Source organism: Embleya sp. NPDC050493 (assembly GCF_044458105.1).
Classification (GTDB): Bacteria; Actinomycetota; Actinomycetes; order Streptomycetales; family Streptomycetaceae; genus Embleya.
The window spans coordinates 218922-236171 of sequence record NZ_JBITHP010000012.1; the positions used below are offsets into that span (position 1 = coordinate 218922).

Sequence of the window (17250 nt, forward strand, 5' to 3'; positions counted from 1 at the left end):
TTAGGGGCTTCGGGCCCCCGCCCCCCGCAGTACTGTCGCCAATATCAGCGGTGTCCTGAATACGGGTGAGCCCCGTCGACCACCCATGCGCGCGTGCGTGTCGGTGCAGGAACGATCCGATCGAGGTGGTTGAAATGTCGCCGACCCCCAGCGCCAAGGGAACGTTGCCCTTCGGGGAACACCGGACCTGGTATCGCGTCACCGGCGAGGTCGGCGCGGATCGACCCGCCGTGGTCGCCCTGCACGGCGGCCCCGGCGCCACCCACGACTACCTGCTCGGGCTCACCTCCCTGGTCGAGGCCGGCTGGCCGGTGGTCCACTACGACCAGCTCGGCAACGGCGGATCCAGCCATCTGCCGCAGCGGGGCGCCGAGTTCTGGACGGTAGGGCTGTTCCTCGACGAGCTGGACAACCTGCTGCGCGGCCTCGGCATCGCGGACGACTACGTCCTGTTCGGCCATTCCTGGGGTGGCCTGCTGGCCGCCGAGCACGCCGCGGCCGGGCCGGCGGGACTCCGCGGACTGGTCATCGCCGATTCCCCCGTCTCCTATCCGGTGTGGCTGCGGGAGATGCGGGTGCTGCGCGATCTCCTGCCCCCCGGCGTGGACGAGACGCTACTTCGGCACGAGACCGCCGGTACCACCGACAGCGACGAATATCTGGAGGCGTCGCTGATCTTCTACCAAAAGCACGTTTGTCGTCTCGACCCGTGGCCGCGTGACTACCTGGCCACATTCATGGAAATCCACAACGACCCCACCGTGTACCAATCGATGAACGGCCCCACCGAATTCCACGTCACCGGAACCCTGCGCGACTGGGGAGTGGCGGAATGCGTAGCGGACATCAGGGTGCCCACCCTGTTGATTTCGGGGCGGCACGACGAGGCGACTCCCGCAGCGGTGCAGCCGTTTCACGATCTCATCCCGGACGTGCGCTGGGAGATCTTCGAAGAGTCGAGCCATGTTCCGCATCTCGAGGAACCGGAACGCTTTCACCAGGTCATGGTCGATTTCCTGAAGGGCCTGCACTGAGGTTACCGGATCGGGCCCGCCCCACCCATTCACTCGAAATTCCGTCGAACGAAGGAAAAGGTCACCGTGGAGGCATCGGTCGAGGAGATCGTCGAGGCGCTGCGCAACTCGCTGGTGGAGAACGAACGGCTGCGGCAGCAGAACAATCGGCTGACCGCGGCCGCCACCGAGCCGATCGCCGTCGTCGGCATGTCCTGCCGCTTCCCCGGCGGCGTCGCGTCGCCGGACGACCTGTGGCGTCTGGTGGCCGAGGGGACGGACGCCGTCTCCGCGTTCCCGGCCGACCGTGGCTGGGACGTCGAGGGGCTGTACGACGCGGAGCCCGGCAAGCCGGGCAAGAGCTACGTACGCGAGGGCGGATTCCTCCACGACGCGGCCGAGTTCGATTCCGGGTTCTTCGGGGTCAGCCCGCGCGAGGCGGCGGCGATGGACCCGCAGCAGCGGCTCCTCCTGGAGATCTCGTGGGAGGCGATCGAGCGGGCCGGGATCAATCCGGCCGAGTTGCGCGGCAGCCGTACCGGTGTGTTCGCCGGCGTCATCTACCACGACTACGGCACCGCCTCCGGGGACGACGCCACCACCGGCAACGGCAGTCTGGTCTCCGGGCGCGTCGCCTACAGCCTGGGTCTGGAAGGCCCCGCGGTCTCGGTGGACACGGCCTGCTCCTCCTCGCTGGTGGCGATGCATTGGGCCATCCAGGCGCTGCAACGCGACGAGTGCACCATGGCATTGGCCGGCGGCGTGACGGTGATGGCCACCCCGCAGACATTCGTCGAGTTCAGCGCGCTGCGCGGCCTGGCGCCGAACGGCCGCTGCAAGCCCTTCTCGGCCGCGGCGGACGGCACCGCGTGGGGCGAGGGCGCGGGCGTACTGCTGCTGGAACGGTTGTCCGACGCCCGGCGCAACGGCCACGAGGTGCTGGGTCTGATCCGCGGCTCCGCGGTGAACCAGGACGGCGCCTCCAACGGCCTGACCGCGCCCAGCGGCCCGGCGCAACAGCGGGTGATCCGGCAGGCGTTGGCCGGTGCCGGACTGGTGTCGGCAGACGTGGACGCGGTGGAGGCGCACGGTACCGGCACCCGGCTCGGTGATCCGATCGAGGCACAGGCGTTGTTGGCGACGTACGGCCGGGATCGGCCGGCGGATCGGCCGCTGTGGCTGGGGTCGGTGAAATCCAACATCGGCCACACCCAGGCCGCCGCCGGCGTCGCCGGCGTGATCAAGATGCTCCAGGCGATGCGCCGCGGCGTACTGCCGCAGTCCCTGTACGCCGACGAACCCACGCCGCACGTCGACTGGACGGCGGGCGCGGTGGAACTGCTGACCCGGGGCCGGCCCTGGCCGCAGAGCGACCACCCGCGCCGCGCGGGCGTGTCCTCCTTCGGAGCAAGCGGCACCAACGCGCACGTCATCCTCGAACAGGCCCCACCCGCCGGCACGGGCATCGAGGCCCCGCGCGCCGCGCCCCGCCCGCTGCCCGTGCCGATCTCGGCGAAGAGCGCCGCCGCGCTGCGGGATCAGGCCCTGCGGCTGCGCGCCCACCTCGCCGCGCACCCGGACCAGTCCCCGCTCGACCTCGCCTACTCGCTGGCCACCTCCCGGACCGCGTTCGAGCATCGGGCCGTCCTGGTCATCGACGAGCCGCACGAACTCGGCGCAGCCATCGAGGCGTTGGCCAACGGTGAGAGCACTCCGGGGCTGGTCCGCGAGACGGTTACCGAGGGCAAACTCGCCTTCCTCTTCACCGGACAGGGCAGTCAGCGGATCGGCATGGGCCGCGAACTCCACCGCGACTATCCGGTGTTCACGGCCGCCTTCGACGCGGTGTGCACGAGTCTGGACCCGCACCTGGACCGTCCGCTGCGCGAGGTGCTCTTTGCCGCCCCCGGATCGGCGGACGCCGAAACCGTCCACGAGACCCGATTCACCCAGGCCGCGCTGTTCGCCGTCGAGGTGGCGTTGTTCCGCCTGCTCGAACACTGGGGTCTGCGACCGAACTTCCTGGTCGGACACTCGATCGGCGAGCTGAGCGCCGCGCATGTCTCCGGCGTGCTTTCCCTGGACGACGCGGCCCGACTGGTCGGTGCCCGAGGCCGATTGATGCACGCGCTGCCCAGCGGCGGCGCGATGGTCGCGGTGCGCGCCGCCGAGCACGAGGTGCTGCCGCTGCTCACCGAGCGGGTGTCCGTCGCGGCGGTCAACGGACCCACCTCGACGGTGATCGCCGGCGACGAGGACGCGGTCGAGGCGATCGTGGCCACGCTCCGAGCGAGCGGACACAAGACCAAGCGGCTGAACGTCGGGCGCGCCTTCCACTCGCCCCGGATGGAGGCGATGCTGGACGACTTCCGGCGGGTCGCGGAGAGCGTGTCCTTCGGCGAGCCTCGGATTCCGATCATCTCGAACCTGACCGGCGAACCGGCGTCCGCCGCCGAACTGGGCTCCGCCGACTACTGGGTCCGGCACGTCCGCCGGCCGGTCCGCTTCCTGGACGGGATGCGCGCGCTGGAACGCGCGGGGGTCACCACCTATGTCGAACTCGGCCCGGACGGCGTGCTTTCGTCGATGGGAGCGGACTGCCTGAGCGAGGCCGCGACCGAGGCCGCGTTCGTCCCGACACTGCGCGGCGACCGAGCCGAGCCGCAGTCCCTGCTCAGGGCGCTGGCCCGAGTGCACGCCCGCGGCGTGGCCGTGGACTGGGCCGCGCTGTTCGCCGACACCGGCGCGCGGCGCGTCGAGTTGCCGACCTATGCCTTCCAGCGCGAGTCCTACTGGACGAAGCCGGTCGTCGCGCCGGCCGGTGCGGGCGAGCCCGACGTCGACGCAGCGTTCTGGCAGGCCGTCGAGAACGGCGATGTCGCATCCGCGGCCTCCCAGTTGACCGGCGGTGACCCGTCGGCCGACCACGTCGGCGAGTCACTCGGTGGACTGCTGCCCGCCCTCGCGGCCTGGCGACGGCGGGGACGCGAGCGGGCCGCCGTCGAGCGGCGGCTCTATCGCGTGGGATGGCAGCCGGTGACCGACCGGGCGATCGGTTGCCCCGCCGCCTTGGCGGGCACCTGGCTGGTGGTCCACCAGGCCGAACAGGCGGACGCCGAGGTACGGGCCCTGCGCGCACACGGCGCTCGGGTCGTACCGCTGGCGGTGGTCGACGCCGAACCGCACGTCGATACGCTGACCGCCCGCCTGACCGAAGCGGTCGGCGGTGACGCGTCGGTCGTGGGCGTACTGTCGCTGCCGGCCGAAGGCGACGCCGGCGCGCTCGCGCTGACCCTGACGCTGGCCCAGGCGCTCACCGCCGCCGGCATCGACGCGCCTTTGTGGACGACCACGCGCGGTGCGGTGGCGGTCGCCCCGACGGAGTCGCTACCGCACCCCCGACAGGCCCTCGCCTGGGGCCTCGGCCGGGTGCTCGCCCTGGAACAACCGCAGCGCTGGGGCGGCCTGATCGACCTACCGCAGGTGCTGGACGAGCGCGCCGGGGCGCGCCTGGCGGGCGTACTGGCGGGCGGCGAGGATCAGGTTGCCATCCGTACGTCGGGCGTTCTGGTTCGCAGGCTGGTGCGGGCGGCGCCGAGCGACGCCGCCATCGGGACCTGGCGCCCGCGCGGCACCGTACTGGTGACCGGCGGGACCGGCGCGCTCGGTGCTCACGTGGCCCGTTGGCTGGCCGGCAACGGCGCCGAACACCTGGTGCTGACCAGCCGCCGGGGCGGCGCGGCGCCGGGCGCCGAGGAACTGGCGGGCGAGTTGTCCGCACTGGGTGTCGAGGTCACGATGGCAGCGTGCGACGTCGCCGAGCGCACTGAACTGGCAGCCCTGGTGGAGCGGATGGCCGCCGAGGGCAAGCCGATCCGGGCCGTCGTACACGCGGCGGGCGTGGACAGTACCGGCGCGGCGGCGCTCACCACGCTCGACGAGGTCGCCGAGGCGATCCGGGCGAAGGTCGGCGGCGCGGCGAACCTGGACGAGCTGTTCGCCGACCACGACCTGGACGCGTTCGTCCTGTTCTCCTCGATCGCGGGCGTGTGGGGGAGCGGCGGGCAGGGGGCGTACTCTGCCGCGAACGCCTACCTGGACGCGCTTGCCCAGCACCGCCGAGCGCGCGGAGTCACCGCCACGGCCGTCGCCTGGGGACCGTGGGCGGAGGGGGGCATGGCCGCCCAGGGCGACGACGAGGAACGCCTGCGCCGGTACGGCCTCGCGCCGATGACGCCCGCGTCCGCGATCGCCGCGCTCGGTCGGGCCCTGGACGCGGACGAGACCACGCTGACCGTGGTGGACGTGGACTGGGCCCGGTTCGCACCCGCGTTCACCGCCGCGCGGCCGAGTCCGCTGATCGGCGATCTGCCCGAGGTCGCAGCGCTGCACGCCACGACCCGGGACAGCCCCGCGGCCGGGCCCGGCGCGGCCGAACTCCGCGACCTGCTCGACGGCCGGGCCGCCGCCGAACAGCGCGTGGCCCTGCTCGATCTGGTGCGGGAGCAGGCCGCCGCGGTGCTCGGGCACGCCTCGCCGGCCGCCGTCGACGCCGACCGCGCGTTCCGCGAGCTGGGCTTCGACTCGCTGACCGCCGTCGAATTGCGTGATCGCCTCGGCCGGGCCACCGCGCTGCGGCTGCCCGCCACCACCGTCTTCGACTACCCGACGGCCGGGCGGCTCGCCGAGTACATCCGGGCGCAGATGTACGGACCGGACGACGCGGCGGCGGCGACCGGGTCGCGGCCGGTCGCGGTGACGGACGACGAGCAGATCGCGATCGTGGCGATGGCGTGCCGCTTCCCCGGCGGCGTGACCTCGCCGGAAACCCTGTGGCGCCTGGTGGCCGAGGGCACCGACGCGATCTCCGCGTTCCCGACCGACCGGGGCTGGGACCTGGCGTCGTTGTACCACCCGGAGCCGGGGCACCCGGGGACGACCTATGCCCGGGACGGCGGATTCCTGGCGGACGCGGCCGACTTCGACGCGGATTTCTTCGGCATCAGCCCGAAGGAAGCGCTGGCGATGGACCCGCAGCAGCGGCTGTTCCTGGAGACCGCCTGGGAGACCCTCGAACGGGCCGCCATCGACCCCGCGTCGCTGCGCGGCAGCGCGACCGGAGTGTTCGCCGGCGGTTCGTACTACGACTACGGTGCGGGCCTGACTCGGCTGCCCGAGGAACTGGCCGGCTATTCGAGCATCGGCCGGGCGAGCAGCGTCCTGTCCGGCCGGGTGTCGTACACCCTCGGGCTGGAGGGGCCGTCGGTGACGGTGGATACCGCGTGTTCGTCCTCTTTGGTGGCGTTGCACCTGGCGATCCAGGCGCTGCGGTCGGGGGAGTGCTCGCTGGCGCTGGCAGGCGGCGTCACCGTGATGTCCACTGCCGAGACGTTCGTCGACTTCAGCGCGCAGCGGGGGCTGTCTCCCGATGGTCGGTGTCGGTCGTTCGCGGCGGCGGCGGATGGTACGGGGTGGGCGGAGGGGGTCGGTTGGTTGCTGGTCGAGCGGCTGTCGGATGCTCGGCGCAATGGGCATCAGGTGCTCGCCGTGGTGGCCGGCTCGGCGGTGAATCAGGACGGGGCATCGAACGGCTTGACCGCGCCCAATGGTCCGGCGCAGCAGCGGGTGATTCGGCAGGCGTTGATGAATGCCGGACTGGTGTCGGGCGATGTGGACGCGGTGGAGGCGCACGGGACCGGCACCACCCTCGGTGATCCGATCGAGGCGCAGGCGTTGTTGGCGACGTATGGGCAGGATCGGCCGGAGGGTCGGCCGTTGTGGTTGGGGTCGATCAAGTCGAACATCGGCCATACGCAGGCCGCGGCGGGTGTGGCCAGTGTCATCAAGATGGTGGAGGCGATGCGGCACGGCGTGTTGCCGATGACGTTGCATGTGGACGAGCCGACGCCGGAGGTGGATTGGTCCGCCGGCGCGGTGGAGTTGCTGACCGAGTCGCGGGCGTGGCCCGAGGTCGGTCGGCCGCGGCGGGCGGCGGTGTCGTCGTTCGGGATCAGCGGCACGAACGCGCACGTGATCCTGGAAGAGCCCGAACCTCTCGTTGTTGCGGAGGAGGAGCCGCAGTGGCCGGAGGGTGTTCCGGTGCCTTGGCTCTTGTCGGCCAAGAGCGAGGCGGCGTTGCGTGCGCAGGCCGAGCGGGTCCGGGCGGTTGCGGGTAGCGGTGATCCGAGCATCCTCGATGTCGGTTTCTCGTTGGCGAACTCGCGTGCGGTGTTGGCGCATCGTGCGGTGGTGGTTGCGGGTGATGTGGCCGGTGGGTTGTCGGTGGTTGCCGAGGGTGGTGTCGGGGCGGGCGTGGTGCGGGGTGTCGCCTCGGACGGGCCGGTTGCGTTCGTGTTCTCGGGTCAGGGTGCGCAGCGGGTCGGGATGGGTGTGGAGTTGTGTGGGGCGTTTCCGGTTTTCCGGGCGGCTTTCGATGAGGTTTGTGCTTTGTTCGATCCGCTGTTGGGTGGGTCGTTGCGGGGTGTGGTGTGTTCGGGTGAGGGTCTGAACGAGACGGTGTTCACGCAGGCCGCGTTGTTCGCGGTGGAGGTGGCGCTGTTTCGGTTGGTGTCGTCGTGGGGTGTGCGGCCGGATTTCGTGGCGGGGCATTCGATCGGTGAGATCGCGGCGGCGCATGTGGCCGGGGTGTTCTCGTTGGGTGATGCGGTGCGGTTGGTGGCGGCGCGTGGGCGGTTGATGCAGGCGTTGCCGTCGGGTGGGGCGATGGTTGCGGTGCGGGCGAGTGAGACCGAGATCGGACCCTTCCTGGGTGACGGGGTGGGGTTGGCGGCGATCAACGGCCCGGACTCGGTGGTGCTTTCGGGTGTCGAGGATGCCGTGGAACGGGTGGCGGCGAAGTTCGCGGGTGAGGGTCGGCGGACGCGTCGGCTGGTGGTGTCGCACGCGTTCCACTCGGCGTTGATGGACCCGATGTTGGACGAGTTCCGGGCGGTGGCCGAGGGGTTGTCGTATGCGGCGCCGTCCATTCCGGTCGTGTCGAACGTGACGGGTGAACTGTTCGATGGGCCGGTGTCGGCGGATTATTGGGTTCGGCATGTGCGCGAGGCGGTGCGTTTCGCGGACGGGGTGGCATTCCTGCGGTCGCGCGGGGTCTCCCGGTTTGTCGAACTCGGCCCGGACGGCGTGTTGTCGGCGATGGTGCGCGGGTGCGTCGCGGACGAGGATGTCGTGGTGCTTCCGGCGCTGCGCAAGGGTCGTCCCGAGGCGGAGTCGTTGGTGTCCGCACTGGCCGAGTTGCACGTGAACGGGGTCTTCGTCGACTGGGACGCGTTCTTCGCCGGCCACGGCGCCCGCCGCGTCGCACTGCCGACCTACGCCTTCCAACGGGAGCGCTACTGGTTGGATGCCCCGACCGGGGGCGACCCGGCGTCCATGGGCCTGGGTTCGCCGGAACACCCGCTCCTGGGCGCGATGGTTCCCCTGCCCGAGTCCGACGGCGTCGCGTTCACGGCTCGGCTGTCGGCCCGCACCCACGCCTGGGTGGCCGATCACCGCATGCAGGGTCGCGTCGTGCTCTCCACGTCGGCTCTGGTGGACCTGGCGATTCGCGCAGGCGACGAGGTCGGCTGCGGCATCCTGGCGGAGCTGGCCCCGGACACGCCGCTGATCCTCCCCGAGGACGGCTCCGTACAACTGCACCTGGTGGTCGGTCGCGCCGACGAGAGCGAACGACGCGCGTTCACCGTCTACTCGCGCCCCGACACCGACCCGGACGCCCCCTGGGCACGGCACGCGACCGGCCTGCTGGACCGAGGAACACCGCAGGTCGCCGGCACGACCGATCCGGAGCCGTGGCCGCCGGTAGGGGCGTCGGTGATCGACGTGGGCGAGGTATACGCGGAGTTGGCCGATCGCGGCCTCGGCCTCGGGCCGACCCATCGGGGCCTGCGGGCGGCCTGGCGGCGCGGCGACGAGGTGTTCGCCGAGGTCGCGTTGCCCGAGTCGGTGCAGGCCGAGGCCGGTCGGTACGGGCTGCATCCCGCACTCCTGGACGCCGTGCTGCACGTCGGCCTGGTCACGTTCGGGGAGGAGGCACCACTGGCTGCCGCCGCCTGGAGCGGAGTGCACCTGCACGCGGCCGGATCCGCTGTCCTGCGCGTGCGGTCGACGCCCGGCGCCGGCGACGACATGACCGTGACCATGGCGGACGAGGCCGGTCGGCCGGTGGCGACCGTGGCGTCGCTTCGTTGGGAGCCGGTCTCGCCGGCCGCGCTCGAAGTCGACGCGGGCGGGTCCCGGGAGGAGCTGTTCCAGCTGACCTGGACGCCGCTCGGCGACCACGCGGGCCATCCCGTACCGCAGGACCTCCCGGAGCTGTCCGCCGTGATACCGGATCGCATCCCGGATCAGGTGCTGCTCACCTGCCCCGTGCTCACCGGCGACGATCCGATGGCGGACGCTCGTACGGTCCTTGGCGAGGTGCTCCGGTCGGTGCAACTCTGGTCGGCCGAGGACAGGTTCGCCGCCGCGCGACTGGTGGTCGTCACCGAGGGCGTCTCCACCGGCGCCGACCTTCGGCACGCGCCGGTGTGGGGGCTGGTACGGGCGGCGGAGGCGGAGAATCCCGGCCGGTTCGTGCTGATCGATCTGGACGGCTCGGCCGAGTCGCGGCGTGCGCTGCCCGCGGCGGTGGCGTCGGGCGAACCGGAGTCGGCGATCCGCGCGGGCGAGCCGTTCGTGCCCCGGTTGGCCCGGGTGCCGCTCGCGGACCCGGCGGATGACGCGCCGACCTGGGATGGCGAGGGGACGGTCCTGGTCACCGCCGACGATCGGGCGCTCGGCATGCTGGTGGCCCGGCATCTGACGACGCAACGGGGGGCACGCCACGTGGTGTTGGCCGTGGAACCCGGGGCGGCAGGTCCCGACGCGCCCGAGCCCGACCCCCGGGTGCACGTCGTCGAGTGTGCCCTGACCGACTTCGACGCCCTGTCCGCGCTGACGGCCGCCATCCCCGCCGACCATCCGCTGACCGCAGTGGTGCACACCGCGGGCTCGGCGGAGGACGGGATGGTCGCCACGTCGGCCGCCGATCGGTTCGCCGCGGCCCTGCGTTCGCGCGCCGACGTCGCGTGGCATCTGCACCGCCTGACCCGCGACCTCGACCTGGCCGCGTTCGTACTGTTCTCGTCGGCCGTCGGCATGCTGTTCCCGGCCGGCCAGGCCGCCGACGCGGCGGCGAACGCGGCGCTGGACGCGCTGGCCGCGCACCGGCGGGCCCTGGGGCTGCCGGCGGTGTCGGTGGCCTTCGGGCCGTGGGCGGCTCGGGACCGGGCGGTCGAAGTCGACCGGGCGCGGCTGCGCCGGCACGGACTCGACTCGCTGTCCGTACCCGAGGGGCTGGCCCGCCTCGACGAGGCGCTGTCCTGCGCCGCGCCATCGGTGGTCGCGGCCCGACTGGACACCGGTGTGGTGCGCTCGCAGGGCCGGGTGGAGGGCATCCCGGTGTTGTTGCGCGGCCTGGTCCGCGGACCGATGCGGCAACTGGTGCGCGCCGACGGGGAATCGGTCGCCGCCGCGTTCGAGCGTCGGGTGGCCGCACTGTTCGGCGAGGAACGAGAGCGGATGCTCCTGGATCTGGTGCGCACGCACGTCGCCGCCGTCCTGGGGCACGGTTCGGCCGAGGCGATCGAGCCCGAACGGGCCTTCCAGGAAATGGGGTTCGACTCGCTCGCGGCGGTGGAGCTGCGCAACCGCCTCGGGGTGGTCGCCGGCCGTCGGCTCTCCACCACGCTGGCCTTCGACCACCCGACCTCGCGGGCCGTCGCCGACTACCTGGACGGGCTGATCAGTCCCGCCGCCGCGGCCGAGAGCGGACCGCTGCTCGCCGAGCTCGACCGCCTGGAGGCGGCGCTGGCCCACGCCGGGGCCGGAGCCGGGGCCCACCCCCGGGTCACCGCGCGCCTGGACGCCCTGGTGCGCAAGTGGCACGCCGCGCACGACGCCGCCGCGCTGGCGGAGTCGGACCCCGGGCCGGAACCGGATTTCCACGCCGCCACGGACGACGAGTTGTTCGACGCCCTGGACGACGAACTCGGTGGTCTCTGAGGCATCGGCCGCGAAGATATCCGGGCACCCGCTCACGGCGAGCGGGTGCCCGTCGTCGCTTCGGCAGCGGATTCCGCGGCTGTTGACACGCTCTCCGCATCTGCGTATAACATAAACACAAGCGTCTATGGCGTATACAGTTGCCCGATAGATCCGATAGATCATGTGGAGAACGAACATGACCAGTCCCTCGGATGGGTCGCAGTCGACCCATATCAACGCACCCTTAATGAGTTCGTCGCGCAGATGGCTGGCGCTCTCCGTCCTGTGTGTCGCCGCGCTCGTCATCAGCGTCGACCTCACCGTCCTCCAGCTCGCCATCCCGTCCCTGACCAAGGAACTGGACCCGACCCCGACCGGCAGTCAGATCCTGTGGATCGCCGACATCTACGGTCTGGCGATGGCCGGCCTGTTGATCACCATGGGTGTCGTGGGGGACCGGATCGGGCGCAAGAAGCTGCTCGTGCTCGGTTCGGTCGGCTTCGCCGGCGCGTCCGCCCTGATCGCCTGGGCGCCGGACGCCAACTGGCTGATCGCCGGTCGCGCGCTGCTCGGTATCGCGGGCGCCACGATCTACCCGACCACGCTGTCGATCATCCGGAGCATGTTCGCCGACCCGAAGGAACGGACCATCGCGGTCGGTATCTGGACCGGCATGGTCAGTGGCGGCACCGCGCTCGGGCCGATCATCGGCGGTCCGCTCCTGGACAACTTCTGGTGGGGATCGGTCTTCCTGATCAACCTGCCGCTGATGGGGATCGTCTTCCTCGGCGGTCTGCTCCTGGTGCCGGAATCGCGCAATCCGCAACCCGGCCGGCTCGACGTGCCGAGCGTGGTGCTCTCGGCGATGGGCATCCTCGGCATCGTCTACGCGATCCAGGAGTCGGTGCGCGACGGCCTCGACGAGCCGCGCATCCTGATTGCGGGGGCCCTCGGCCTGATCGCGCTCGCCCTGTTCATCTGGCGGCAGACGCAGATCGAGCACCCGATCATCGAGGTGTCGCTCTTCCGCAACCGGGCCTTCTCGGGGGCGTTCACCGCGAACACCTTCACCATGTTCGCGTCCGTCGGGTCGCTCCTCCTGGTGAGCCAGTACCTGCAGTTCGTGCACGACTGGTCGCCGATGAAGGCGGCCCTGGCGCTGCTGCCACCGGCCGTGATGGGCATGTTCGCAGCGCCGTTCGTCGGCCTGTTGATCCCCCGCCTCGGTCAGGGGCGGGTGGTGGCCCTCGGCCTGGGCCTGCTGGCACTGGCGATGTTCCTGTACCAGATGACCGACGTCGACGCGGGCTACTCCGCGTTGCTGATCCCGACCCTGGTCCACGGCGTGGCGGCGGCCTGCATCTTCGCCTGCACGGTGGAGATCATCATCAACAGCGCGCCCAAGGAGAAATCGGGCATCGCCTCGGGTATCGCCACCACCGGCGGTGAACTCGGCGCGGCGATGGGCATGGCCGTCATCGGCACCATCCTGAACGCCGGCTACCGGCACGCGGTCGACCTCCCGAGCGGTCTGAGCGGCAAGGAGGCGTCCACCGCCGGAGACTCGGTGGGCGGAGCGATCGAGGTGGCCGCCAACCAGCCGCCCGCGATCGCCGCCGACCTCGTGTCGAGCGGCAAGGACGCGTTCATGGACGGCATGCACTACGCGCTGTTGACCAACGGCATCATCCTGAGCGTGATCTGCGTCTTCACGCTGATCACCCTGCGGGGTCTGCCCCGGGTCTTCGCGCACGGCGACGAGGAAACGGCTGTGGGTGCGTCCGAAGCAAGTGGTACCGCGGCTCACGCTTAGGAGTGCTGTGGCCGGCGGGCCGCCGACGGGTGAGGCCATCGGCGGCTCGGCCGATTCGGAATCGACAGCGCACAGGCGCGGATCGAGAAAGGATCAATGTTGTGATGGTGGGTAGGTTGGTTCGTTTCGACGAGGCCCGCGGATACGGTTTCATCACGCCTCACGCCGGCGGCAGCGATGTTTTCATGCACGCCAACGAGTTCCTCTCCGACAAGCAGTTCCTGAAGCCGGGGACGCTGGTCGAATTCGACACGGCCACCGGTGATCGCGGGCTGCGTGCCATTGCCGTGCGCACCGTCGAGGGCCCGGCGCCGAGCGCCGGCAAACCCGCCCCCACGCTGGAGAAGTCGCCGACCCGGACCCGATTCGGCCGGACCGAGCACGCGGGTACGGAACGTACCGTCACCACGTTCGAGTTCATGCACGAGGTGACCGAGGCGATCATCGAAGGGGCTCCCACCACCACAGGCCAACAAATCGCGCAGATCCGCGAGTGCCTCGGCGAAGTCGCCCGAAACCATGGCTGGGTGCTCACCTGAGACCGCCGCGGTAACCGCGGATCGTGTTCCGGATTAAGGGCCGGAAAGCCGAATGTAGGGGTCGCACGCCGTGTCCTCGAACAGGCATCCGGCGATAGGAAGGGACCTGGCCGACACTTCCTTCCGACAATGCGCGTCGGGTGGGTGGCGGTTTCACCGGGACAGTTTTCGAAACAGTCGGCGGAGGCCCCAAAATGCAACGTGTACTGGACAAAGTCGTGGCGATCACCGGCGCGGCCCGCGGGCTCGGCCGCAGTCACGCCGTGCGATTGGCCGAGGAGGGCGCCGACATCATCGCGCTGGACGTCTGCGCGGACGCCGCGACCGCTCGGTACGCGGGGGCGACCGTCTCCGATCTGGACGAGACGGTCCGCCTGATCGAGAAGGCCGGCCGCCGTGCGGTGGCCAAGCGCGCCGACGTACGCGACCGCGAGGCGCTGCGGACGGCGCTCGACGAGGGCGTGGCCGAGCTCGGCCGCCTGGACGTGGTGATCCCCAACGCCGGCATCAGCCCGCTCGGCGCGGACCTGCCGATCGCGGCCTTCACCGAGACCCTCGACGTCAACCTCCTGGGCGCGCTCAATACCGTGCACGCGGCGCTGCCGCACCTGGGCGAGGGCGCGTCGATCATCCTGATGGGTTCGGTGTCGGGGCTGATGCCCCGCTACGACGGGAACGCCGGTGTCGGTCCCGGCGCCGCGGGCTACAGCTTCTCCAAGCGGATCCTGGCCGAATACGCCGAGTGGCTCTCGGTGCAACTGGCGCCCTCGGGGCGTCGGGTGAACGTGGTGCACCCGACCAACGTGGCGACCGAGCTGATCCAGAACGAGGCCGCCTACCGCACGTTCCGGCCGGACCTGGAGGCCCCCACCCTGGCCGACGTCGAGGCGGTGATGCGGCCCATGCACGGCATGCCGATCGCCTACCTGGAACCCGTCGACATCTCGCACGCGGTCGTCTACTTCGCCTCGGACGAATCCCGGTACGTCACCGGCGCGCAGCTCAAGATCGACGGCGGCCTGATCGCCAAGCTCGGTGCCGGGTTCGATCCGCGGGGCTGAGCCTCGATCCGCCGGGGGCGTGCACACGGTCGACGAACCGTACGCACGCCCCATCGGCATGTGCGCACGGGCACGGCCGACACACAAAAATGATCCCGGGGTCGCGGGCCCGTCGCAGTGCTTCGGGCCCGCCGACCCCGAGATCATTTCGGTCGAGTCACTTCCCGAGCACGACCGGCAGCCGCTCGAAGCCGTGCAGGCCGATCGCGGTGCGGAACTCCGGCGTCCCACCGACCTCGATGGTGGGGAACCGGCGGAGCAGTGCGGGGAAGATCACCTGGGCCTCCATTCGCGAGAGGTTGGCGCCCAGGCAGTAGTGCGCGCCGCCGCCGAAGCTGACGTGTGCGCCGTCGGCGCGGGTCAGGTCCAGGCGGTCGGGATCGGGGAACTGCTCGGGGTCGCGGTTGGCCCCGGCCGTCATCAGGAACAGCATCTTGCCGGGCGGGATCTGCAGGCCGCCCAGCTCGATCGGCTCCGCGGTGAGCCGGATGGTGCCGGAAATCGGCGTGCCGTGGCGCAGCAGTTCCTCGACCGCGCTCGGGGTGATGTCCGGGTTCTCCCGCCACAGCCGCAGCTGATCCGGGTTCTCCAACAGCGTGTACAGGCCCATGCTGATCAGGTTGGTGGTGGTCTCGAACCCGGAGATGAACAAGAACGTGGCCAGCGCCATCAGATCCTCATCGTCCAGCCGCCCGGCCTCGTGCTGGTCGACCAGCGCCGAGATCAGGTCGTCCCGTCGCCGAGAGCGCCGCTCGCGGATCAACTCGTCGAAGTAGCCGCGCAGTTCGGTCACCGAGGCGTCCGCCTGGGCGAGGTCCTCGTCGCTGTAGTTGCCGCCGCCCCACACGCGCGTCCAGTCGTTGGCGAGCTTGTAGAAGAGCATGCCCTGGTTGGCCGGAACGCCGAGCATCTCGGAGATCACCGCGACCGGGAACGGACTCGACACGACCTCGACCAGGTCGACCGCGTTGCCGCCGCTCGCGTGCTCGGCCAGGTCGTCGAGGTACCGGTCGGCCAACTGCTCGATCGATTCGCGCATCGCCCTGATGGCGTTGGGGGTGAAGATCGCGGCGGCCACCTCGCGCATGGCGGTGTGCTCCGGAGCGTCCAGATTGACCAGGGCGCGCAGGAACAGCCGCAGCGATTCGTGTTCCTGCCAGTCCTGGCGCTGCATCGCCGCGGCGCGGACACCGTTGCGCATGCCGCCCATCTTCGCGGCCGCGGCCACCTCCTTGTACCCGGTCACGGCGTAGGCGCCGCCCAGGGTGGTGCTCTCGAATACCCGCCCGACCCGTCGAATGGTGTCGTAGAGCGGATACGGATCGGGGATCATCGGCGGTGTGGCCAGTCGCTGGATCGCGGCTTCCGCCTCCTGCACGGTGATATCCAAAGTCATCGCGAACTCCCATCTGGGCGGGAAGATTCTCCGCCGGGAACAGTCCCACGGAGCGAGTTCAGTGCCGCTGCGGGCCGGGAAGGTGATCCCGTGTGCCGGGGCAATGGGATGTGCCGCTCGCGCCGGCGAAATCGACATATGCGCGAATAGTGGTCGAGCCTCGGAGGCGGCGGATTCCTCGCGAAACGCTATGACACGACGCGAGCCGCCCGTACCCCTAGCCGCCCCTAAATCGGATTCGGGAACTCTCTTGGCACACAAGCACGTTCACGTGTCGTGGCGGATCATCATCCGGCTGGTTTGTCCGGTAACGTGAGGCCCGCGGCCGCCTCTGCAGGTGGTCGGCGTCTCGTCGATCCCGTTCGGGATTGCAATTTCGAATGGACTTCACTACCCGCTGTAGTTGTGAAAGAGCCGAGAAAGCCTAAATCTTATGTTCATGAGGATGACTATCGCTCCAGGCGCCTGTGGGTCGCTCGGGGATTGCGGTGGGGCGATGTGCGGATCTCCGCCGTAACCCTGTTGCATAACGAGGCATATGATTAGGCTGCGCGCCATAGTTGGGTCGATCGAGTGCTGGGAGTGGAGATGGCAGCGGGATCGGACGGCGGACCACGGGGACGAGCACGGAGTGTCGAGATGTTGTGGGGGGGCGAGCGGGAGCGGCCCAGCCGCGGTCCCAAGCCCGGGCTGTCCACCGCGCGGATCGTCGAGGTCGCCATCGAGGTCGCCGACCGCGAGGGGCTGTCCGCCGTCTCCATGCAGCGGATCGCCAGCGAGTTCGGCTTCACCACCATGTCGCTGTACCGGTACCTGCCGGGCAAGGCGCAGCTGATCGACTTCATGATCGACGCGGCGATCGACGTGTCGCCGAGCCTGGACGACGTCGCCGACGACTGGCGGCCGAAGCTGGAGGAGTGGGCCAGAAGGCTGCGCGGCGTCTACCACAGACACCCGTGGATGTTCGAACTCGCCGCGCCCGGTCCGATGGGTCCCAACCAGTTGAGCTGGCTGGAAGCCGCGGTCGACTCGTTGTCCGGGACCGGGCTCACCGGCGCGGAGAAGCTGGACGCCGTGTTCGCCCTGACCGGCCTGATCCGAAGCTGGATCTACCGCTCGGTCAGCAAGGAGGAGGAGCAGCAGCCGATCACCTCCGACATGGCCGAGCAATGGGGTTCGGACGTAGGGGAGTTGGTGCGCACGCACCGTGACCGCTACCCGGCGCTGCTCGCGGCGATGTCCTCGGGGGCGTTCGAGCCCGCCGAGGGGGACGGCGAGGAGTTCGGCCTGCGCTGTGTGCTCGACGGCATCGGGGTGCTGATCAAGGAGCGAGCCGCCGCCGCCGCCCGGGCCAACGCCTGAACCCTGGGCCGGGATCCGC

6 protein-coding genes and 1 pseudogene are annotated in these 17250 nt (G+C 70.6%); 6 read left to right on the plus strand and 1 reads right to left on the minus strand.

Translation table 11 applies throughout. The features are described 5' to 3' along the window. The first annotated feature begins 134 nt into the window (after nt 1-134). The 5 genes and pseudogenes from ACIBM5_RS23880 to ACIBM5_RS23900 all read left to right on the plus strand — a co-directional run bounded on the left by ACIBM5_RS23880 (nt 135) and on the right by ACIBM5_RS23900 (nt 14473). Nucleotides 135-1034, plus strand: coding sequence for a proline iminopeptidase-family hydrolase (locus tag ACIBM5_RS23880; RefSeq protein ID WP_396008666.1), 900 nt, complete (start codon nt 135-137; stop codon nt 1032-1034). 111 nt (nt 1035-1145) lie between these two features. After that, a pseudogene (locus ACIBM5_RS23885) lies at nt 1146-11078 on the plus strand (type I polyketide synthase); the annotation flags it as partial. A gap of 229 nt (nt 11079-11307) precedes the next feature. Further along, nucleotides 11308-12873 (plus strand): MFS transporter, encoded by a 1566-nt coding sequence (locus ACIBM5_RS23890; RefSeq protein WP_396008667.1) that lies wholly within the window; start codon nt 11308-11310, stop codon nt 12871-12873. A 104-nt stretch (nt 12874-12977) separates the two neighbouring features. Next, on the plus strand, nt 12978-13412 hold the full coding sequence (locus ACIBM5_RS23895; RefSeq protein WP_396008668.1) for a cold shock domain-containing protein: 435 nt from the start codon (nt 12978-12980) through the stop codon (nt 13410-13412). 194 nt (nt 13413-13606) lie between these two features. Beyond that, complete coding sequence (locus ACIBM5_RS23900) at nt 13607-14473, plus strand: mycofactocin-coupled SDR family oxidoreductase (protein ID WP_396008669.1); 867 nt, start codon at nt 13607-13609, stop codon at nt 14471-14473. A 157-nt stretch (nt 14474-14630) separates the two neighbouring features. Here the strand turns inward: ACIBM5_RS23900 and ACIBM5_RS23905 are convergent, their stop codons facing one another. Next, nucleotides 14631-15869, minus strand: coding sequence for a cytochrome P450 (locus ACIBM5_RS23905; protein ID WP_396008670.1), 1239 nt, complete (start codon nt 15867-15869; stop codon nt 14631-14633). Between the two features lie 639 nt (nt 15870-16508). On the opposite strand from ACIBM5_RS23905, the gene ACIBM5_RS23910 reads away from it, so the two are divergent. Continuing rightward, entirely contained in the window at nt 16509-17231 is a 723-nt protein-coding gene (locus ACIBM5_RS23910) for a TetR/AcrR family transcriptional regulator (protein WP_396008671.1), read from the plus strand. The last annotated feature ends 19 nt before the right edge of the window (nt 17232-17250 follow it).

Coding starts and splice junctions, on each gene's coding strand:
- ACIBM5_RS23895 (WP_396008668.1), top strand. CDS start 12,978: ATGGTGGGTAGGTTGGTTCGTTTCGACGAGGCCCGCGGATACGGTTTC.
- ACIBM5_RS23905 (WP_396008670.1), bottom strand. CDS start 15,869: ATGACTTTGGATATCACCGTGCAGGAGGCGGAAGCCGCGATCCAGCGA.
- ACIBM5_RS23880 (WP_396008666.1), top strand. CDS start 135: ATGTCGCCGACCCCCAGCGCCAAGGGAACGTTGCCCTTCGGGGAACAC.
- ACIBM5_RS23900 (WP_396008669.1), top strand. CDS start 13,607: ATGCAACGTGTACTGGACAAAGTCGTGGCGATCACCGGCGCGGCCCGC.
- ACIBM5_RS23890 (WP_396008667.1), top strand. CDS start 11,308: ATGAGTTCGTCGCGCAGATGGCTGGCGCTCTCCGTCCTGTGTGTCGCC.
- ACIBM5_RS23910 (WP_396008671.1), top strand. CDS start 16,509: ATGTTGTGGGGGGGCGAGCGGGAGCGGCCCAGCCGCGGTCCCAAGCCC.